Source organism: Aquimarina sp. 433 (genome assembly GCF_054054605.1).
On the sequence record NZ_JBSWZK010000004.1, the window covers coordinates 110,799 to 131,636 of the forward strand.

Sequence of the window (20,838 nt, forward strand, 5' to 3'; positions counted from 1 at the left end):
TTTGGTAAATAGTTATTCTTTATTAGTTGTTGGTTTAAATTTATAGCTTTAAAAAATTCTCTAAAATTTTCTCTCCAACAGTACTGCTCTTTTCAGGATGAAACTGAGTTCCGTAGAAATTATCCTTTTGCAATGCTGTACTATAGGTTATTCCATAGGTAGACTCTGCTATTGTAGTTTCAGTAACAGGAGCATAATAACTATGTACTAAATAAATATATTCGTTTTCGGATATATCATTAAAAAGTGGAGATTTTAGAGATGTTATTTGATTCCATCCTATCTGGGGGACTTTTACATCCTTCTGAAATCTAATCACATTTGTATCAAAAATGCCCAAACCTTTGGTGTCACCTTCTTCCGTATAATTACACATCAATTGCATTCCTAAACAAATCCCTAAAACTGGTTGTTTTAATTCTGGAATTAGTTTTTCCAAACCAGAAGCACGAAGTTTTTGCATAGCACTGCTTGCTTCTCCCACGCCTGGAAAAATAACTTTATCAGCCGCTTTAATCTCCTCTGGATCATCACTCAGAATGGCATCATATCCTAATCGCTGAATTGCAAACTTAATGGACTGAATATTACCGGCTCCGTAATTTATAATTATTATTTTCATTTATATTGTCATTCCAGCATAGGCTGGAATCTTTTTTTAATTTAAACCTTCTACTTTACTGTGGATTCCAGCCTGCGCTGGAATGACAAAAGCATTAGTTATAACATTCCTTTCGTACTTGGTAGAATCATTTTTTCAGGATCTCGCTTTACTGCCACTTTAATTGCTTTGGCAAAAGCTTTAAAAATAGCTTCAATTTTATGATGTTCATTGGTTCCTTCTGCCTTTACATTCAAATTGGCTTTTGCTCCATCGGTAAAAGACTTAAAAAAGTGATAAAACATTTCTGTTGGCATCTTACCAATCATTTCTCTCTTAAATTCTGCATCCCAAACGAGCCAGTTACGTCCTCCAAAATCTATTGCTACTTGAGCCAAGCAATCATCCATTGGCAAACAAAAACCATATCTTTCTATACCCAATTTATTGTTTAGAGCCTTACTAAAAACTTCTCCCAAAGCAATTGCTGTATCTTCAATGGTATGATGTTCATCAACTTCTAAATCTCCTTTTACTTTAATCTCCAGATCCATTTGTCCATGACGCGAGATTTGATCCAACATATGATCAAAAAACTCCAGTCCTGTTGAAATATCACTTTTCCCAGTTCCATCCAGATTTAGCTTAATATAAATATCAGTCTCATTCGTTTTTCTACTTATTTCCGCTACTCTTTCATTTAGTTTTAAAAACTCATAAATCTCTTTCCAATCTGTTGATGTTAGCGCAATACTTTCTAAAATAGTCTTCTTATCTGTTTCTATTTCATCTGCGCCAAGTTCTGGATCTTCAGATAAGAAAATTCCTTTAGATCCCAAGTTTTTAGCTAATTCCATATCGGTGATACGATCACCCAATACATAAGAGTTTTCTAGATCATACTTTTCTTTATCAAAGTATGCTTTTAACAAACCTGTTCTTGGTTTACGCGTATCTGCATTTTCATGAGGAAATGTCTTATCGATATGAATTGCACTAAATACAACTCCTTCCTTCTCGAATGCTGATAATACTTTATTATGTGCCGGCCAAAAAGTATCTTCTGGAAAGGAATCCGTTCCTAATCCATCCTGATTAGTGACCATTACCAATTCATAATCTAATTCACTGGCTATTTTAGCCATGTATTGAAAAACTTTTGGGTAAAACTCTAGTTTCTCCAAACTATCTAATTGATAATCTACTGGTGGTTCCAAAACAAGTGTTCCATCACGATCTATAAATAATACTTTCTTTTTCATTTTTTTGTCATTCCAGTAAAGGCTGGAATCTATTTTTAATTAAACATTTTGTTATTTATGGATTCCAGATCAAGTCCGGAATGACAATTACAAACTCTTTAATGCTTCTATTAATTTTTGGTTTTCTATTGTCGTACCCACTGTAAATCGTAAGGTATTTTCACAAAGTGGTTGTGTTGTTCGATTTCGGATCACAATTCCTTTTTCTAAAAGTTGGTTATATCTGCTATTAGCATCATCTACTTTTACCAAGACAAAATTAGCATCTGACTTATAGATCTTCTCAATAAAGCTAATTTCCTCTAAGGCAACCATTATCTTTTCTCGTTCTTGCAAAATATTGTCTACCTCTCTTTCTACAGATGCTACATCCTCTACTCTTTCTAATGCCTTTCGCTGTGTTAGTTCATTTACATTATATGGTGGTTTAATTTTATTTAAAACCCCTATAACTTCTTTAGAAGCATAACACAATCCAAGTCTAATACCCGCCATTCCATATGCTTTAGATAATGTTTGTGTAATAATAAGATTAGGACATTCTTTGATTTTACCAATCCATGTTTCTTGAGATGAAAAATCAATATAAGCTTCATCAATGACAACCAACCCATTAAAGTTTTCTAAAATATCCACTATACTCTTTTCTGAAAAAGAATTACCCGTAGGATTATTTGGTGAACATAAGAATATCATTTTTGTTTGGTGATCAACTGTATCTAAAATCTTAGCTACATTAGGCTCAAAATTATCATTTAGAAGAACTTTTCTGTTTTCTATATCATTGGTGTTTGCTAATACATTATACATCCCATAAGTTGGTGGTAATGTAATGATATTATCTACTTTTGGTTCACAAAACGCTCTAAACAAAAGATCCAAAACTTCGTCACTCCCATTTCCTAATAAAATACAATCAGTTGATATGTTTTTTTGCTCACTTAATACAGCTTTAAGACTTCTTTGTTGTGGATCAGGATATCTGTTTACCCCATTTTCATAAGGGTTTTCGTTTGCATCCAAAAAAATCATTTCCGAACCATCTGAAACATATTCATCACGAGCAGATGAATATGGCTGTAAATCTTTTACATTTTCGCGAACTAATTGGTCTATATTGAATTTTATCGTTTTCATTATTTATTGTGCTTCTTTATTTATTGAAATAACTTAAAGAGAAATACAAATGCAATTGTTATTATTATAATTAGAATGCCGAAAGCTATAGACAAAAGGATCAATACTGCTATAAACTTTAAGAACTTTAAAAAAATTTGTCCAATACTATAATCACCTAAATTTTTATAGGTATAAGAGTAATAAAAGATGACAACTAAAGAACTTACCATGTATATGTAAGGTGAAGTAATTAATCCAAGTAAAAAGAAGAGCGTTCCTGAAAATAATGCTAATCCTAATAAATAGGAGTTAATTACTAAATGTTCTCCATAATTATATTTTTTCTTTCCAAATACTAAGAATGATAATAAGGCATAAAAAGGAATCATTAGAAAGGCAATAAAGTTAAAATATTTAAGCATAAAGTTTTGAGTTCCTTTATTTATCTCATGTTGCTCTTGTTTGTATTGTAAAAACTGTTCCTGATAAGCCGCCGATTCTTTATCTAATTCAGGTTGTGTAATAGAAAATATTGTTTCATACATTGCCTCATTTTGCGCGGATAACATTAATTCGATATATTTCTCAGAAAAGAAGTTAAACGTAAATGTTGCAACTGCAGTACCAATTACCAGAAACGCAAATGGATTCATATACTTCTTTCTTGTTCCTGAAATATATTCTGAAATAACCTTTTGTGGAGAAGTAACTATACCAATCAATGTTCTAATAAAGAGATTGTCTAGCCCTAGAACATTACTGAAAAAATCACTTTTTAATCCTTTAAAAGTAATTCGTTCTCTTATCACTTTTGCGCCACAAGATTGACAGTAATCTGAATTTTCAGATATGAGATATGAACAATTTCTACAACTCACTAATTTCCAATTTTAGTTTATATTCTTTATAAAATTATTATCTAACCATTTTTCAAACTCTGTAATCGCAAGGTCACTGCATTTTTATGCGCTTGTAAACCTTCTGCTTCTGCCATAATTTCGATAGCATTTCCAATATTCTTTATGCCTTCTTTAGATAATTTCTGAAAGGTCATAGATTTCATAAAACTATCTAGATTTACACCACTATATTGTTTAGCATATCCGTTTGTAGGTAATGTATGGTTAGTTCCGGAAGCATAGTCTCCTGCACTCTCCGGAGTATAATTACCGATAAAAACAGAACCAGCGTTGGAGATATTATCTATGTAATATGCTTCATCGTTTACACATACAATAAAATGCTCAGGACCATATTCATTAATCAATTCTAAAGCTTCCTTATCATTAGCAACATAAATCAATTTAGAATTTGCTATGGCAGCTTCAGCAATTTCTTTTCTTGGTAATACATCACATTGTTTTGCTACTTCTAACTCTACATGCTCTATCAAATCTTTGGAGGTAGATACTAAAATCACCTGACTATCTTTTCCATGTTCTGCCTGACTTAATAAGTCTGAAGCTACAAAAGAAGGATCTGCTGTATCATCTGCAACTACTAACAATTCGCTAGGACCTGCTGGCATATCTATTGCTACACCGAACTTAGTCGCTAACTGTTTAGCAACGGTTACAAATTGGTTTCCAGGACCAAAAATCTTATATACCTGAGGAATCGTTTCTGTCCCAAAAGTCATTCCTGCTATTGCTTGAATTCCTCCTACTTTAAAAATCTTAGTAACTCCACAAAGATCAGCTGTATACAAAATAGCGGGGTTTATTTTTCCTTCTTTATCAGGAGGCGAACACAGCACAATTTCTTTACATCCTGCAATAGTAGCTGGAACTGCTAACATTAAAATTGTAGAAAATAATGGAGCTGTTCCGCCTGGAATATAAAGACCAACCTTTTGAATAGGTCTTTTCTCTTGCCAACAATTAACACCATTTGCAGTTTCAATATAAACCTTATCCGTTTTTTGTGCTGCGTGGAAAGCTTCAATATTAGATTTGGCAATAAGAATAGCATCTTTAAGATCAGATGAGACACTGTTCTTAGCTGTTTCTATTTCTTCCTTACTAACTAAAGTAGTACTAAGAGAAACCTTATCAAACTTCTCTGTATATTTATTAATAGCAAGATCCCCATCTTCCTTTACCTCATTAAAAACATCTAAAACAACGTCCTCAATATCTGCTACCGTTTGAGTTGGTCGTTTTAAAATTTCCGACCACGTACTTTTTTCTGGATTATATATTTTATTCAAAACAATCAATACTTTTTGATCTCTATTAGTAAGAGATATTAATCATTATAATTCTTTCTGAAAATGATATGCAATTTTCTTATACCCTTGATTCTCCCAAAAATTATGTGCTTTTTCGTTACCTAAATAACAATTTAACTCAGAAGCGATGCACCCTTTAGATTTGGCATAATCAAAAATCCAATTCATCAAAAGCTCACCTATTCCCTTTCCTTGATATTCTGGAAGAATAAATACATTATCTGGCTCTACATGTCTCCCAATATAATATTTGGTAAGAAACCACAACCCAGAAATACCAATTAAAGTTTTATCATCATATACACCAACACACTCGTACCCTTGAAGAATCATTTCTGCTAACCTATTTGACAAGATTTCTCTACCGATATTAGGATTGAGTTGTTCTAAAAAAGGAACAATGATTGGGATATTTTCTTTAGGTATAAGAGTGATTGATATCATAATACCATTTTTTCAATTGGACATACCAGAATCCCTTCAGCTCCTTCTGATTTTAATTCATCCAAGATATCCCAAAACTTATTTTTCTCTACCACAGTGTGTATAGAACTCCAACCTTTTTCTGCCAGCGGTAATACTGTAGGACTTCGCATACCTGGTAAAATATCCACAATACGATCGATTTTATCATTTGGAGCATTTAGCAAAACATATTTAGAAGCTCTTGCTTTAAGTACTGCTTGTATTCTGAATTGTAACTTAGCTAATATCTCTTTGCTTTCTTCACTAATCTTAGGAGAAACCGCTAAAACTGCTTCAGAAGTAAGCATAACCTCTACTTCTTTTAGATTATTCTTGAATAGTGTGCTTCCGCTAGACACTATATCACAAATTGCATCAGCTAGACCGATATTCGGCGCTATCTCTACCGAACCTGAAATCTGGTGGAGATCAGCAGAAACACCTTTCTCCTTTAAATATTCAATGACAGTATTGGGATAAGAAGTAGCAATTCTTTTTCCTTCCAAATCCTGAATAGAATTATACTCCATATCCTTTGGAACCGCAAGTGATACTTTGCACTTAGAAAAATTTAATCTCTCCGCAATATCAATATCCTTTCCTTTCTCTACCAATACATTTTCACCGATAATAGCAATATCCACTACTCCATCTCTTAAATATTGTGGAATATCTCCGTTTCTAAGAAACATAACTTCCATAGGGAAATTTCTAGTGGCTGCCTTCAATTGGTCTTTTCCATTATCTATGGAAATTCCACAATCTTTAAGGATCTGAACCGAATCTTGGTTTAATCTTCCACTTTTTTGAATAGCAATTCTAATTTTTGACATGTTTTTGTTGTTGTGTTTGGTCAGTTCAAAACAAGTTTAAACAAAAAACCCGTTTGACTTTGCTCAAACGGGTTACTATATATGATTCACTTTTACACATATCAACTTACCACGCTTGGGCGGAAATGTAAGAATGATGATGATGTAAAAGTATGTTTTTCATTTTTTCTAAATCTGCAGCGAATTTATAAAAAAAAAGTTTTACTCAAAATGTATTTCAGCTTAATTTTTTGCAATTCATCTTTTTTTGATGCATAAATCATTCTGCTTTAACAGATTAATTAAAACATTTCATAAATTTAAAAGAGTAATACTAATCATCAACCTATGAGAAATTTAATTTCCTTTTTAATTTTTATCCTATTTGCATTACTGGCCATGTGGTGGTACTATTCCTGCCCTATCTGTTTAGGAGATAGAGATAGTAATTCCACCATTGTCAAACAAATAGATCCTGAAGCAGAAGCCAAAGCAAAAAAAGCGTACGAAGACAGTATTGCTTTAGCTAATGGATTATATGCATTAGATATCGATAACAACGATATCTTCAGGTATCCTGCCAATCTTCAAATTAACAATTCTAATCTCGATGTATTCATTCCGGAAAAACTAAAAGGTTTTGAATCTAAAATAGCTGATTATATAGGACAACACCAAGATCAGGAATTAATTATATACGGTTATGAAACTTCTGCCGAAAAAGAAGCTGATAGCCTTACAGGTATTTCCAGAGCTAATTTTATTAAGAATATTTTGATTGATGCAGGAATTAATGGTGATCGCCTTGTTTCTAAAGCAAAATTACAAGAATACTCTTATGATGAAAATGGAAAATATAATGGTGGAATTCTTTTAAACTTCCATACACTAGATACATCTAGATTAGAAGAAGTAGAAAAAGGTATTGCCAATAAAACATTGTATTCAGATTTTGGGTCAAAAGAATTCAAACCGGATGCAACCCTTGCCAATTATGCGCTCGAGTTAAAAAGTTATCTTACCAAATACCCAGCTAAAAAAGTGTTGATCACTGGACATACAGACGATATTGGTGATAACAAATCCAATCAGTACTTTGGGTTAAAAAGAGCTGAAAATGTTAAAAAGTACTTCATCTCTCAAGGGATCTCTGCAGAAAAGCTTTCTTCTAAATCCAAAGGAGAAACAGACCCTATCGTTCCTAATGATAGCGAAGAAAACAGAGCAAAAAATAGAAGAATAGAAATAACTGTAAACTAAATACCAACGATAACAATGTTAGATTTTTTAAACGAAGCAAACTGGTGGTGCCTATTACTATTATTATTAATCGCTTTCCTTTTAGGATGGTTATTATCTAGGTGGTCACTTAAAAATAAATACCAAGCAGAATTAGACAAATGTCTAAAGGAAAAGGAAAAACTTAGAAATGGAAGTTATAAAAAAGCTAATACTACATTCTCTCAACCAATTCCTGTAGAAGCGCCTAAAGCAATTGAAACAACAGATATAAAGGTTGAAACGGAAGCTGTTGAAAAACCAAAATTAAATTTCGAAAGTTTCGGTAAAGCTGATGAAACTCAAAAAGATGATCTGAAAAGAATAAGTGGCGTTGGTCCTTTTATAGAGAAAAAACTAAATAGTATTGGAATATTTACTTTTGATCAAATCAGTAGGTTTACCAAAGAAGATATCGAAACAGTTACCGAACTGATTCAGTTCTTCCCTGGTCGAATAGAACGGGATGATTGGACCGATCAAGCAGAAAAACTAAAAAATCAGAAGTAATATAAATTACCTCTAATCAATATTTGCCTTTAAGCGATGAACGCTTAAAGGCTTTTTTTTGAAATAAAGAATAATAAAAAGTGTTAGATTTACGTGATCTAATTAACTCTCTATTATATGTCATTATCTACCTTAGATTGGATTATCATTATTTCATTCTTTATTGTTTTTGCTATCATTGGTATTGCTGTTTCCAAAAAATCAGGTAAAAGTGCTAGCGAATTTTTCTTATCCGGACGTAACATGCCTTGGTGGTTATTAGGTATTTCTATGGTAGCTACCACATTTTCTGCGGATACTCCAAATTTGGTAACAGACATTGTTAGACAAAATGGAATTTCAGGAAACTGGGTTTGGTGGGCATTTTTACTTACTGGAATGCTAACTGTATTCGTATATGCTAAATTATGGAGAAGATCAGAAGTACTAACCGATTTGGAATTTTACGAAATTAGATATAGCGGAAAAGCTGCCGCCTTTCTAAGAGGTTTTAGAGCTATTTATCTAGGTGTCTTTTTTAATATCATGATCATGGCATCTGTGTGTCTTGCAGCTATAAAAATCGGCGGTATTTTATTTGGATTGGCGCCTTGGGAATGTGTCTTATATGCTTCTATCATCACTGTAATTTACAGTGCATTAGGAGGGCTAAGAGGTGTGATTTTTACAGATTTTCTTCAATTTATTGTGGCAATGATAGGATCAATTGCAGCAGCTTATTATCTTATTAACCTTCCTGAAGTTGGAGGATTATCTAATTTGTTAGCACATGAAAATGTAAGTCCTCAGCTTAATTTTTTACCCGATTTTAATGACTCCAATTCTCTTATAACACTATTGATAATACCATTAGCTGTGCAATGGTGGAGCGTTTGGTATCCTGGTGCAGAACCTGGTGGTGGTGGTTATATAGCGCAAAGAATGCTCTCTGCCAAGGATGAAAAAAATGCTGTCGGTGCTACCCTGCTATTTAATATTGCACACTATGCCTTGCGTCCATGGCCATGGATCCTAATTGCTTTAATTTCATTAGTAATTTTTCCAGAATTAACCTCCATACAACAAGCTTTTCCTAATGTAGACTCTGGAATCATTGGACACGACCTTGCATATCCAGCAATGTTAACCAAATTACCAGCTGGTTTATTAGGGCTAGTTGTAGCTTCGTTAATTGCTGCTTTTATGAGTACTATTTCCACCCATCTTAACTGGGGATCTTCATATATCGCTATTGATTTTTACAAACGCTTTATGAACCCCAATGCCAGTGAAAAAAAGCTAGTTAATGTTGGACGTGTAAGTACCATAGGCCTTATGTTATTTGCAGCATTAATTGCATTGGCTCTAGAAAGCGCATTAAGTACTTTTAAAATACTATTGCAAATTGGCGCTGGAACAGGCTTAATTTTTATTCTAAGATGGTTTTGGTGGCGTATAAATGCCTATAGCGAAATAACTGGGATGATCGTTTCATTTATTATTGCACTTTGGTTTGAATTTATCCATGAGCATATATTTGGTTCTCGTTTAGAAGGATATCAAGAATTAGTAATCGGAGTAATTTTAACAACAATAAGTTGGGTAGCTGCTACTTTACTAACCAAACCCACTGAAAATGAAACACTGATTAAATTTTATAATAAAGTAAAACCTTTCGGTACTGGATGGAATGGTTTTAAACAAAAAGTAAGAACAGATAATATTGAGTTAGATGATAGTTCGGATAAATTTACAATTGATCTAGCGTCTATGTTATTAGGTGTATTGCTTGTATATTGCTCGCTATTTGGCACTGGATATCTTATTTATGGTAATCTCATAGGTGCCCTGATATTATTTACTATTACAGCTGTAGCAGTAATTGTTCTTTTAAAAATAAGAAGGAAAGATTATAGTTCTAAATAATAAAGTGCTTCCACATATTTATTAGAAGACTCTTCTGCGTCTTTTTTAGACGTGATTTCTTTTACTACACCCGCTATTTTCATTTGTCTTTCTGGAAGTTTTTTGAATTCCTTAGAATGCGCAATGATACAACTTGTAGAGGAATTGATATCTGATATTTCATAAACATTGTAGGTATCTATGATAGGAATCATACTAAAAGTTGTTACTTTTCCAGCTACAATGGGAACCATTATAAAACCATTAAAATTTGATTTGGAAGCAATCTTTTTGGGTATTCCCGTGATGATCACATTTGATGATAACTCGATCGACTCCATCTCTTTAGCATCGATAACTTCCCTGGCTTTATGTGAATTATAAATCAATTGTAATTCATCTGACAAATACGATATTACTCTGTTTCTATCAGAAACTTCTAATTTAGAAGTCGCTACATCCAGAAATAAAATCATTTTTTGTTTATCATTAAACAAGCCAGAAACCTTACCCAATTCGGCAGTAGAGATCACACCATCCTCTGCTTTCGTTAGTATATTGTAAAATCTTCCTCCGTTATCTAAGGATTTAATTGCTTCTTCAAAATTATCAAATGGAACTATCTTTCTCATTAAATCAACAAATTACAGATGAAGAAAGTTATATAACAACTTTCCAATAAATTCTCCAAAACAGTATAGCAAACCTACAACTATTAAAGACACATATAAAAACGTAAACAATCGTTTCTTTTTGCCATTCTTTTCATTTTCTAAAGAAAGAAAACCAGCAAAACTCAATAAAGCAAAAAACATATAGTTCATAGTATAATCTTGTTTTATTTATAAGTATCTAAATGATCCAAAATGTTACAAAATTAAAAACCCATCTTACACTTAGTTGAAAGATGGGTTTAAAAAGTTTGCAGTTACCTAACCGCAATAAATTCTGTTATGTTTTACTGGTTTCCAAGAATTAAAGGCATACCATCCTTCCCAGATCCTACTACAACAACTTTCGCATTAGGAGATTTTGCTAATTGTAATGTAGCTTCGATTCCTTTTTCCTTTAGAATTTTATCTGTTAAAGAAGCACTAAGAATCTGGTTGGCTACAGCTTTACCTTCTGCATCAATCTTTTGTCTCTCCGCCTCTTTTTTAGCTTTCTCTAATCTAAACTCATACTCCAACGCTTCTTGCTCTTGTTTCAGCTTTCTTTCTATCGCTTCTTTAATGGTTGGAGGTAAAGTAACATCACGTACTAAAACTTCATTTAACTGAATATACTGATCTCCAACAATCTTTTTAGTTTCTTCGAAAATTTCTTTTTGAATCGCATCTCTTTTACTGGAGTATAACTGTTCTGGTGTGTATCTACCTACTACACTACGTGCTGCAGAACGAATTGTTGGAAGTAATACTCGCTGTACATATTCCTCTCCTTTCTGCTGATGTAACAAACCTAACTTCCCATAATCTGGTTGAAACCAAGCAGAAGCATCTAATTTAATCTCTAGACCATTAGAAGATAAAACTTGCATTTTTTCAAATACTTCTTGTTGTCTAACTTCATATACTATTACTTTATTCCATGGCGCTACTAGATGAAATCCCTCTCCTAGTGGTGGTGCATCTGTTACTACTCCGCCTCCAAATGTTTTATAAAGAACTCCAGCCTCTCCAGATCCGATAGTAACTGTTGACTTCGACACAAACACAATAGTTAATACAATGATGATTAGAATAGGTAATCCTATTTTAGGTAATTTTTCCATGATAATTTTTTAGTTTTTTAATAATTAAATAAGCCCATTATATTTTCTCATAAACCACTCGATACTTAATAGCGCTATGAGTATTGCTAAGAGATATTTCCAATCTATTAAAGATACGATATTTTCCTTGCTCTTCTGAACCGCTTTATACCTTTCATCTGCCATAAGATCTTGTATCAAAATATCATCTTGATTCATAAAATAAGCCTTTCCATTCGTATTAGTCGCTACTTCAGTAAGTTTTGTTACATCTGCATTTAATAATTGTTGTTCGACATTATAATCCAAAATACTAAAACTACCTGAACGGCTAATATTTTCTCCAATAACCGATACCGTATAATCATAATTCCCCGAAGACAAACTACTTAAATCCACTTCATATGAATTATTCTTTAGTAACATAGGAATTGTTTGCGATTGCTCTGTATCTTTATTTTTTAGACTGATACTAAGATTGCCTCTATTGTCAAATTCATAGTTCTTGGTAAAATATTCCGCCTTTATTTTTATACTGGAATTTCCATAATAAAAAGATTCTGCAATCGTATTAAGTCTACTTTTTTTCTTGTTAGAAGCAAGATATTGAATTAGTTTACCCAAGAATTCATCAAAAGTTTCAAAACTCTTTGTATCCAAATAAGATTGTGCTCTCCATCTCCAAATACCTTCTCCAAACAAAACTGCTTCTCTGGTACCATTATCTTCTACAGTTGCCAGTAAGGGTTCTTCAGTACTGATATTACTTATATTTCTATGAAGTATCACATCATAAGAAGAATTCATGGCAATCTCTCCAAATGTTCCTATTAATGGTGGATAACCACCGAAACCAATATCATCTAATAAAAAAGTTCCGTAATTATTATTGAATCTTGGAAGATAATACTCCGTTTGCCTTGTAATTTCCTGCTTGTATAAATTTTGAGCTTTGTTTAAAAACACCCAATCTGTTTTAGAGCCCGTAATAGTAAAGTGATTTTTCTTAGCATCTGTTATCTTCTTATAAACACCGCTAAATCTTGTATTAGGTTGATATAAGATTATTAACTGATAATCTTCTATATCTCGAACTTCTGCTGGCTTTAGGATCGTTATACTTCTTCTCTCGTTACTTTCTATACTCTTTTTTATAGCTCCAAGATCTGGATGTGTCATATCACTAACCAAAAGAATATTTGTTTTTTGATCAATTACCTCTACTGCAAAATCTTTGTTATTATTAATAACATTCTTTTCATTTTCTAACGGCACCAATCTTGCGGTATATTGCAAAACTCCAGCTTTAGAAGCTCCTAACGTTAAATTTATAATTTCCGAATTATTATCTTTAGAAAAAGAAACTGGCTGAGAATAAATTGTATTCTGACCTGATTTTATTTCAAATTTTGTTGATACATCATCTATACCTGAGTAAGTAAGAATTACTTCAACTGGGAATCTATTCTTCAAATAAGAATATCGATTTACGTTTAATTGTTGAATTTTAGTATCTACAACTTTTGCCGTATCTCCAACAATTACTGGAAAAACCTGTTGTTTATAAGTTTTACTACTGAATTGGTAATCTGCTCCATATGTTTGATTACCATCGGTCACCAAAACTGTTGGTGCATTGGAGTTTTTATAAATCTGATCTAAATTTCCAAGAGCATTCGAAATATTTGTTTGTTTTTTATCGAAATTCAAATTCAATGTATCTTCTAAACGATCTGAAAAAGTATAATACTTTATACTAAACCTATCTTGAAGTTCTTCCGAATTTTGAAATTTATCAACAAGTTCAATAACCGGTTTATTTTGACTCAAATGTTTTATAGAGGATGAATTATCTACCGCAATGATCAAAGAAGGTTTTTCGATATAGCTCGATTTTTTGCGAAACGTAGGGTTGATTAATAAAATCAACAGTGTAAACACACTTAAAAAACGTAATAAAGCAAAAAACAGATGCTTTTTTGTTCTGTTTTTTGCTTTATAAATATACTGAAATATAGAAATAATTAGTGCAATTATTCCTGCTGCGATAATCAATCCTATATTATGTATCTGCATTCTTTTTTGTTACAATCTTAAAATTTAAGATTTCATATTTCAAAACGAAAATTAATCAGATTTAATTTAAAAGATCTTAAACTTATTAAAAAACTGAAGATTTAGGTTAACATACCACCATCTACATTTAGTACTTGACCCGTAACATATGCACTTAAATCACTAGCTAAAAATAGACAAGCATTTGCAATATCTTCTGGAGAGCCACCTCTTTTTAGTGGGATTGCTTTTCTCCATTCATCTACCACCTTATCATCTAACTTTCCAGTCATTTCCGTTTCGATAAATCCAGGAGCAATTACATTACTTCTAATATTTCTAGATCCTAATTCTAACGCTACCGATTTCGAAAATCCAATGATACCTGCCTTAGAAGCAGCATAATTAGCCTGACCTGCATTTCCTTTAACTCCAACAACAGAACTCATATTAATAATACTTCCTTTACGTTGTTTAAGCATTGTACGCTGAACCGCTTTGGTCATATTAAAAACACTTTTTAGATTTATTTCGATTACTTTATCGAAATCCTCCTCGCTCATCCTCATCAATAAGTTATCCTTTGTAATCCCAGCATTATTAACTAACACATCAATACTTCCGAAGTTTTCTAATACATCTTTAACCAAACTTTCTGATTGTTCAAAACTTGCAGCATTACTCTGATAAGCCTTTGCTTTAACTCCTAAATCGTTTAATTCTTTTTCTAATTCTGTTGCAGCATCTACTGAAGAACTAAATGTAAATGCAACGTTAGCACCATTTTTTGCAAAAACCTGTGCAATTCCTTTGCCAATACCACGTGTAGCACCTGTGATAATAGCAGTTTTACCTTGTAAGAGATTCATTCGCTCTGTAATATTTTTTTGGTATCACATATCATATCGCTATAATATGCCTGATTTGTGTTTTCAAATATAAGAATAACTCTCAGGCATACAATAATAAAAACATTGATTTATACAGGGTTTTGAGCATATAATATGATCTCTAAAACACATTAAAGCTCCAATACTTTACTTCATTCTATTTAGAGTACTGAATATCTTGGGGTTAACAAACTTCATTATGCAGCTGCTTAAATAAAATAAAAAACCTTGATCTTTCATAGATCAAGGTTTTAAAAAAATCATATTTGAACTTATAATCAATGATGCGCAACTGCTTCTGATCGATAAGAAGATAAATCCTTCTGAAACGCATTATAAGTTTTCATTACTCCAAAAATCTCATCTCCTACCTCTTTTGATAATCGACCGGCATCTTTTAGCAAATCTGTGGTATTCATTAACGTTTGTGATAACTTGCGACCGTTATGGTCTAATTCTAAATACTGTTGATGCATATCTGGAGTGCATGGCTCGCAACGGTAAGAGTGTAAATCAGAAAGCATAGCGGAAAGCTCTTCTTTCATTCTGCTCAACCTGAGGGTATGCTTTTGACGATTTGGAGAGAGTGTTAAAGTAATGTCATTTTCCATAATGGTTTGGTTTTAAAAGTGAGTGTTTTAAATTTACCAATAAATATGAAAAGATCAAAAAAATCCAGCATTACAGCTTTATGTTTTATGTTTTTGTTAAACATTTAAACAAATTGCAAATAAATTATTATTAAATCTCTAAAAAAATATAAAAATGATAATTTAATTAAGGGAAAATCCCCTTAATTAAATCAAAAAGTCATCTATTTAATAAGACAATGAATTCTAACAAAATATATAATTGGGGTATTTTAGGCTGTGGTAAAATAGCCCATAAATTTGCTCAAGATCTACAAAGTATTCCTAATGCAAAATTACAAGCCGTAGCCAGCAGAAATATAGAAAAAGCAAAAGATTTTGGAGATACTTATCAAACACCAACCCACTATGGAAGTTATATTGAACTTGCCAAGGATACCAAAATTGACATCATATATATTGCCACTCCGCATGTATTTCATTACGAAAACACTATGATGTGTCTTAATGAAAAAAAAGCGGTTCTATGTGAAAAACCTTTCGCGATGAATAAAGCTCAAGTCTCTGAAATGATACAAATGGCTAAAACGCAAAATACATTTCTGATGGAAGCACTTTGGACATACTTTTTACCACATTATGAATTTGTTTTGCAAACTTTAAAAGGGAATCAGCTAGGTAAAATTAAGTCTCTGAAAGCTGATTTTGGATTTGCTAGCACGTTTGATCCTAATAACCGAATATTTAGAAAAGAACTAGGAGGTGGCAGTTTATTAGATGTTGGGATATACCCATTGTTCGCAGCTTTAAGCATGATTGGAGTTCCAGAAAAAATCAAAGCTTCTGCCAATTTTGGAGAAACTGGGATAGATGAAGATTGCAATATGACGCTTCATTACAAAAACAATGTATCCGCTGATCTATTTTCTTCTGTTATTCAAAAAACTGAAACAAAAGCTTTTATCCAACTAGAGCATGGAAGTATTATAATAAATAGTCGTTTTCACGAACCATCTTCTGTCACCATTATTAAAAATGGAAATTCCAAACTGTACGAATTTCCAGTAGTAACTAATGGATATAGTTATGAGGCGATTCACGTACATAATATGTTAGAAAGAGGAAATATAGAAAGTACAGTAATGTCTTTTGAAAAAAGCCTACACCTTATCGAATTACTAGATAAAATTAGAAAAGAAATCAAACTGGAATACTAACCATTCGATTTTTACAAAAAACCACAAAACATTGTAATTATTTTACTTTTTGTAAAGTTTATTTTACATTTAGTAAAAAAAAATCATACTTTTGAAATATTAATCAAAAATCGAACAAGATGAAATATTTATTATCAAACAAGTTTAAAAAACCAGGATGGTTACTCTTCATTATTGGAAGTATTGCGGGAATTTATCTTCAACCACAGGGATTCGAATCAGATCAAATGAGGACTTCTGTTATTTCCTTATTTCATTATGATTCTTTTGAAAAAGAAAAGAATGGTATTATAAGAATCATAGAAAATGACATTTTAGACGAACTTATTATCGCTTTTATTATCATAGGAGGATTGCTGATTAGTTTTTCTAAAGAAAAGATAGAAGATGAATTTATTGCAAAAACAAGACTAGACTCTCTAGCTTGGTCGATTATTGTAAACTATTCTTTGCTCCTATTGTTAACTATCTTTATTTATGACATGAAGTATTTTCATGTATTAATTTATAACATGTTTACTCCACTGCTTATTTTTATTGTTAGGTTTCACTACGTTATCTATAAAAACAATAGATCATGAAAAATAAAATCAAAATTGAGCGAGCTATTCATGATTTCACTCAAGCTGATTTAGCTGAAAAAATTGGAGTAAGTAGACAAACCATAAATGCTATGGAAAAGAACAAGTGTGTACCTTCTACTGTTTTAGCGCTAAAAATAGCGAAGCTATTTGAAAAACCAGTAGAAGAAATATTCTTTTTAGACAGTGATGATTAAAAAAAGCGCTCTGAGTTTCAGAGCGCTTTTCCATTTGTGTGAAAAAAAAGAGTGTTTATTTAGCTCCCCACTCTGCAAGGGAATCTTTATTTAGTTTTACGTAATCCGCATTATTTGCTTTCTCTGCTAATTGTAACGAAGTTTTAGCAGCTTTTATTGCCCCAGCCTTATCTCCGCTCTTGGCTAATATTAAAGAATGTTGTCTGTGATACCAGAAAGCATCCGCTCTTCCAGCTACTGCTTTTTCAATATGTGTTTTTGCTTTTGCAATGTCTCCTGTTTCTTTATAAAAGACAGCCGCTTGATAATGATCATTAGCAGAAGGACCTGCCATAATCTTTTCTATACTCTCTGTAGCTTTTTTCTTTGTAGGAACTTCTAACTTTATAGCCGCTTCAGTATTCTCCCATAAAATATTAATTAAAGCACTATCCATCGTAAAATCACTTAACATGATAGTAAATGTTTCTACGTTCATAGGAATCTTAGTCGCTTTTACTTTTACAGTAGCAGCTACTTTACTATCATCCCATTGGCGCGGTGTACCCCAGTTATTAGCATCACTATAAAAGATAACTTCCCAGCTGTCTTTTCCTGGTTTGGTGAAAATAGCGTAAGTACCTTTTTTAAGGTCTGCTCCTTCCACTTTTACATCATCACTAAAAGTTACCTGTGTATTCTTATTGGCACCTGTTCTCCATAATTTATCAAAAGGAACTAAGTTTCCAAAAATAGTACGCCCTTTCATGCTAGGACGAGAATATTCGATAGCTACATCAGTTAACCCAACAACTTGCTCAATTTTTGATAAAGGACTTGGCTGTGGAGTTTCTACCTGCGCTTTTACACCTAATGATAATAAAGCCACAGAAACAAATAAGACGATCTTTTTCATTGTAATTGTATTTAATTTTATTCCGTTAATTAGTATTATTGGTAACGAAAATAATAATTACACATACATTAAGAGTTAACAAAAACTTAAAATAAGGAGTGTTATATTTGCCATCATTTTCAATTGTATGATGCGTAAATATATAGCAGAGATTATAGGAACTTTCACCATGATATTTTGTGGTACGGGAGCAATGACTATTAATGAAGTAACTGGTGGTGATGTAACTCACGTAGGAATTGCTATCACCTGGGGATTGATTGTGATGGCTATGATTTATTCCTTTGGTGACATTTCTGGGGCTCATTTTAATCCTGCGGTTACTGTCGCATTTGCCTTTGCAAAAAAATTTAGTTGGAAAGAAGTCCCTAAATATATTCTAGCGCAATGTATTGGCGCTATCGCTGCCAGTAGTATTTTATTATTTTTATTCCCTGAAAGTGAGTTTCTTGGTGGTACTCTACCATCTTTTGAAGCATATAAAGCATTTGTTTTAGAATTACTCCTTACCTATTTCTTAATGTTAGTCATTATAAATGTATCTACTGGTTCTAAAGAAGTTGGTATGATGGCGGGTATTGCTATTGGTGGTGTTGTACTTTTAGAAGCTATGTTTGCAGGTCCCATGACGAATGCTTCTATGAATCCAGCTAGATCACTCGGACCAGCACTTTTATCAGGACATTGGGAACACCAATGGCTGTATATGACAGCACCAATAATAGGCGCTATTTTAGCTGTTCTAACTTGCAGATTAACAAAAGCTGATAATTGCTGCAACGACTGTTAACCTGATATATCTAAAATCCGGTCGTTTTAAAATTAACTTTATTTAACATATCTTTATTGCTTATTAATTTTTATGCAATTACAAACTACAGATTTTTGTACGATAGAGTTATATGAAAAGTTTGCTATTATAACCGTTAATAATGGAATTACGTTTACTTTGGAAAAAGCTAATATCATTAGAAAGGAACTACGTAGTTTTTATAAAGACAAAAAGTTTGTTTTAATCTCAAACAGACTCAACAATCACGAAGTATCTATTGATGTATACAAACAAGGTCAACTATCAAATATGAAAGGCCTTGCTATTGTTTCAAAAGAAAAAACAGATCGTGATAAAGCTCTTGAAGAGCAAAAACTGTTCGATAAATCATTTGTGTTTTTTGATTGTTTAGAAGAAGCTAAATCTTGGGCTATTTCTTATTTTTAATTTTGTTTAACTTTTTTAGTTAAAGAATTAAACAAAATCATTGTACCTTTATCCTAATAAAAAGGTATACAATGAAAATTTATACATTACAGACGAAACAGAATCTTCCGATCTCCTTGCAAGAAGCCTGGGATTTCTTATCTGATCCGAATAATCTAAAGACCATTACACCCGATTATATGGGTTTTGAAATCTTATCCGGAGCTGATAGAAAAATGTATGCGGGACAAATCATACAATATATAGTAACACCTATCGCAGGAATCAAAACCAAATGGGTCACAGAAATCACACATGCTATTGATAAGGAATACTTTGTGGACGAACAACGATTTGGCCCCTATGCTTTATGGCATCATAAACATTTTATTAAAGAAATTCCTGGAGGTGTAGAAATGGAAGATATTATTGATTATAAAGTCCCTTTTGGCATTTTAGGTCAATTGGTACATCCCTTTTTGGTTAAGCCAAAACTAAAAGAGATATTCGAGTATCGTGAGCAAAAGTTAATTGAACTTTTTGGAACCTTCAAGCATAACACAAAACAAGAAACAGCAACAGTTTAAGAATAAAAAATAATATGAGAAAAAATATTTTACTAATTGGTGGAAGTCACGGAATTGGTTTTGAAATTGCATTAAAGCTTTATAAAGATCATAATATATATATTGCATCTAGAACCTCTCAAAATTTAGGGAATTTAGAGGTGACACATATTCCATATGATGCTTCTACCGATGAAATTGATACTTCTTTACTTCCAGAACAATTAGATGGTTTTGTATACTGTCCAGGTAGTATCAACCTAAAACCTTTTAAAATGCTAAGTCTAGAGGCTTTTCAAGAAGATATGCAGATTAATTTTATGTTTTTAATAAAAATCATGCATGCTATTGTTCCTCATCTAAAAAAATCCGAGCAAGCAAGTATTATCTTTTTCAGTACCGTGGCGGTAAAAGTAGGTATGCCATTCCATACAAGCGTAGCAGCTGCCAAAGGAGCTATAGAAGGTTTTGCTAAAGCGCTAGCTGCCGAATATGCTCCGAAACTAAGAGTTAATGTTATTGCTCCTTCTCTAACCGATACGCCTTTAGCCGAAAGGTTATTAGGAAATGAAAAGAAAAGAGAGAAAATGGATCAACGCCACCCACTTAAAAGAGTTGGAGAAGCCGAAGATATTGCCAATATTGCTAAGTTCTTATTAAGCGATGATAGCAGCTGGATCACAGGACAAATCTTAGGTGTAGATGGAGGTATGTCTACTTTAAACGTTAATTAAA

At 32.4% G+C, this 20,838-nt stretch carries 23 protein-coding genes; 10 read left to right on the top strand and 13 right to left on the bottom strand.

Translation table 11 applies throughout. From position 1 onward, the window contains the following. Nucleotides 1-40 precede the first annotated feature (40 nt). The 7 genes from hisH to hisG form a co-directional block, all read right to left on the bottom strand. The gene (gene hisH / locus ACWNT5_RS09820) at nt 41-622 is read right to left on the bottom strand and encodes an imidazole glycerol phosphate synthase subunit HisH (protein ID WP_456517244.1); all 582 of its coding nucleotides are present in this window, start codon (nt 620-622) and stop codon (nt 41-43) included. 98 nt (nt 623-720) lie between these two features. Further along, nucleotides 721-1,863 (bottom strand): bifunctional histidinol-phosphatase/imidazoleglycerol-phosphate dehydratase HisB, encoded by a 1,143-nt coding sequence (gene hisB / locus ACWNT5_RS09825; RefSeq protein ID WP_456517245.1) that lies wholly within the window; start codon nt 1,861-1,863, stop codon nt 721-723. 87 nt (nt 1,864-1,950) lie between these two features. Next, a complete protein-coding gene (hisC, locus tag ACWNT5_RS09830; RefSeq protein WP_299600865.1) occupies nt 1,951-3,000 on the bottom strand; it encodes a histidinol-phosphate transaminase in 1,050 nt (349 codons plus the stop codon). 20 nt (nt 3,001-3,020) lie between these two features. Further along, the gene (locus tag ACWNT5_RS09835; RefSeq protein WP_456517246.1) at nt 3,021-3,860 is read right to left on the bottom strand and encodes a DUF3667 domain-containing protein; all 840 of its coding nucleotides are present in this window, start codon (nt 3,858-3,860) and stop codon (nt 3,021-3,023) included. Nucleotides 3,861-3,901: 41 nt separating this feature from the next. Then, on the bottom strand, nt 3,902-5,191 hold the full coding sequence (hisD, locus tag ACWNT5_RS09840) for a histidinol dehydrogenase (protein WP_299600861.1): 1,290 nt from the start codon (nt 5,189-5,191) through the stop codon (nt 3,902-3,904). A 45-nt stretch (nt 5,192-5,236) separates the two neighbouring features. Then, nucleotides 5,237-5,656: a GNAT family N-acetyltransferase gene (locus ACWNT5_RS09845; RefSeq protein ID WP_299600858.1), complete on the bottom strand. Its 420-nt coding sequence runs from the start codon at nt 5,654-5,656 to the stop codon at nt 5,237-5,239. After that, nucleotides 5,653-6,510, bottom strand: a complete 858-nt coding sequence (gene hisG / locus ACWNT5_RS09850) for an ATP phosphoribosyltransferase (RefSeq protein ID WP_299600856.1) — start codon at nt 6,508-6,510, stop codon at nt 5,653-5,655. The genes ACWNT5_RS09845 and hisG overlap by 4 nt, the downstream gene beginning before the upstream one ends. Nucleotides 6,511-6,837: 327 nt before the next feature. Between hisG and ACWNT5_RS09855 the strand changes: the two genes are divergently transcribed. The 3 genes from ACWNT5_RS09855 to ACWNT5_RS09865 all read left to right on the top strand — a co-directional run bounded on the left by ACWNT5_RS09855 (nt 6,838) and on the right by ACWNT5_RS09865 (nt 10,182). After that, nucleotides 6,838-7,749: an OmpA family protein gene (locus ACWNT5_RS09855; RefSeq protein ID WP_456517247.1), complete on the top strand. Its 912-nt coding sequence runs from the start codon at nt 6,838-6,840 to the stop codon at nt 7,747-7,749. A gap of 15 nt (nt 7,750-7,764) precedes the next feature. Continuing rightward, complete coding sequence (locus tag ACWNT5_RS09860) at nt 7,765-8,277, top strand: hypothetical protein (protein WP_456517248.1); 513 nt, start codon at nt 7,765-7,767, stop codon at nt 8,275-8,277. A gap of 117 nt (nt 8,278-8,394) precedes the next feature. Beyond that, nucleotides 8,395-10,182, top strand: coding sequence for a sodium:solute symporter family protein (locus tag ACWNT5_RS09865; RefSeq protein WP_456517249.1), 1,788 nt, complete (start codon nt 8,395-8,397; stop codon nt 10,180-10,182). On the opposite strand, the gene ACWNT5_RS09870 is transcribed toward ACWNT5_RS09865, so the two are convergent. From ACWNT5_RS09870 to ACWNT5_RS09890, 5 genes are all read right to left on the bottom strand, one after another. Then, nucleotides 10,167-10,793, bottom strand: a complete 627-nt coding sequence (locus ACWNT5_RS09870; protein ID WP_456517250.1) for a hypothetical protein — start codon at nt 10,791-10,793, stop codon at nt 10,167-10,169. The two genes, ACWNT5_RS09865 and ACWNT5_RS09870, sit on opposite strands and share 16 nt — an antisense overlap. Nucleotides 10,794-11,119: 326 nt before the next feature. Continuing rightward, nucleotides 11,120-11,935 carry a prohibitin family protein gene (locus ACWNT5_RS09875; RefSeq protein ID WP_299600846.1) on the bottom strand — a complete coding sequence of 272 codons (816 nt, stop codon included), beginning with the start codon at nt 11,933-11,935 and terminating at the stop codon, nt 11,120-11,122. Nucleotides 11,936-11,959: 24 nt separating this feature from the next. Continuing rightward, nucleotides 11,960-13,990, bottom strand: a complete 2,031-nt coding sequence (locus ACWNT5_RS09880; protein ID WP_456517251.1) for a VWA domain-containing protein — start codon at nt 13,988-13,990, stop codon at nt 11,960-11,962. A gap of 101 nt (nt 13,991-14,091) precedes the next feature. Next, entirely contained in the window at nt 14,092-14,838 is a 747-nt protein-coding gene (gene fabG / locus ACWNT5_RS09885) for a 3-oxoacyl-[acyl-carrier-protein] reductase (RefSeq protein WP_299600842.1), read from the bottom strand. Nucleotides 14,839-15,137: 299 nt separating this feature from the next. Further along, on the bottom strand, nt 15,138-15,404 hold the full coding sequence (locus tag ACWNT5_RS09890) for a hypothetical protein (protein WP_299600840.1): 267 nt from the start codon (nt 15,402-15,404) through the stop codon (nt 15,138-15,140). A 284-nt stretch (nt 15,405-15,688) separates the two neighbouring features. Between ACWNT5_RS09890 and ACWNT5_RS09895 the strand changes: the two genes are divergently transcribed. The 3 genes from ACWNT5_RS09895 to ACWNT5_RS09905 all read left to right on the top strand — a co-directional run bounded on the left by ACWNT5_RS09895 (nt 15,689) and on the right by ACWNT5_RS09905 (nt 17,444). Next, on the top strand, nt 15,689-16,666 hold the full coding sequence (locus ACWNT5_RS09895) for a Gfo/Idh/MocA family protein (protein ID WP_299600838.1): 978 nt from the start codon (nt 15,689-15,691) through the stop codon (nt 16,664-16,666). Between the two features lie 119 nt (nt 16,667-16,785). Then, a complete protein-coding gene (locus tag ACWNT5_RS09900) occupies nt 16,786-17,247 on the top strand; it encodes a hypothetical protein (RefSeq protein ID WP_299600836.1) in 462 nt (153 codons plus the stop codon). After that, entirely contained in the window at nt 17,244-17,444 is a 201-nt protein-coding gene (locus ACWNT5_RS09905) for a helix-turn-helix transcriptional regulator (RefSeq protein ID WP_456517252.1), read from the top strand. Before ACWNT5_RS09900 ends, ACWNT5_RS09905 begins: the two co-directional genes overlap by 4 nt. 55 nt (nt 17,445-17,499) lie before the next feature. Here ACWNT5_RS09905 and ACWNT5_RS09910 read toward each other — a convergent pair whose 3' ends face one another. Beyond that, entirely contained in the window at nt 17,500-18,339 is an 840-nt protein-coding gene (locus ACWNT5_RS09910; RefSeq protein ID WP_299600832.1) for a DUF2911 domain-containing protein, read from the bottom strand. A 127-nt stretch (nt 18,340-18,466) separates the two neighbouring features. On the opposite strand from ACWNT5_RS09910, the gene ACWNT5_RS09915 reads away from it, so the two are divergent. The 4 genes from ACWNT5_RS09915 to ACWNT5_RS09930 all read left to right on the top strand — a co-directional run bounded on the left by ACWNT5_RS09915 (nt 18,467) and on the right by ACWNT5_RS09930 (nt 20,837). Then, nucleotides 18,467-19,129, top strand: coding sequence for an MIP/aquaporin family protein (locus ACWNT5_RS09915; protein ID WP_299600831.1), 663 nt, complete (start codon nt 18,467-18,469; stop codon nt 19,127-19,129). Between the two features lie 72 nt (nt 19,130-19,201). Then, nucleotides 19,202-19,558, top strand: coding sequence for a hypothetical protein (locus tag ACWNT5_RS09920; protein ID WP_299600829.1), 357 nt, complete (start codon nt 19,202-19,204; stop codon nt 19,556-19,558). A gap of 71 nt (nt 19,559-19,629) precedes the next feature. Continuing rightward, a complete protein-coding gene (locus ACWNT5_RS09925; RefSeq protein WP_299600828.1) occupies nt 19,630-20,124 on the top strand; it encodes an SRPBCC family protein in 495 nt (164 codons plus the stop codon). Nucleotides 20,125-20,138: 14 nt separating this feature from the next. Further along, nucleotides 20,139-20,837: an SDR family NAD(P)-dependent oxidoreductase gene (locus ACWNT5_RS09930; RefSeq protein ID WP_299600825.1), complete on the top strand. Its 699-nt coding sequence runs from the start codon at nt 20,139-20,141 to the stop codon at nt 20,835-20,837. Nucleotide 20,838: the final 1 nt, after the last annotated feature.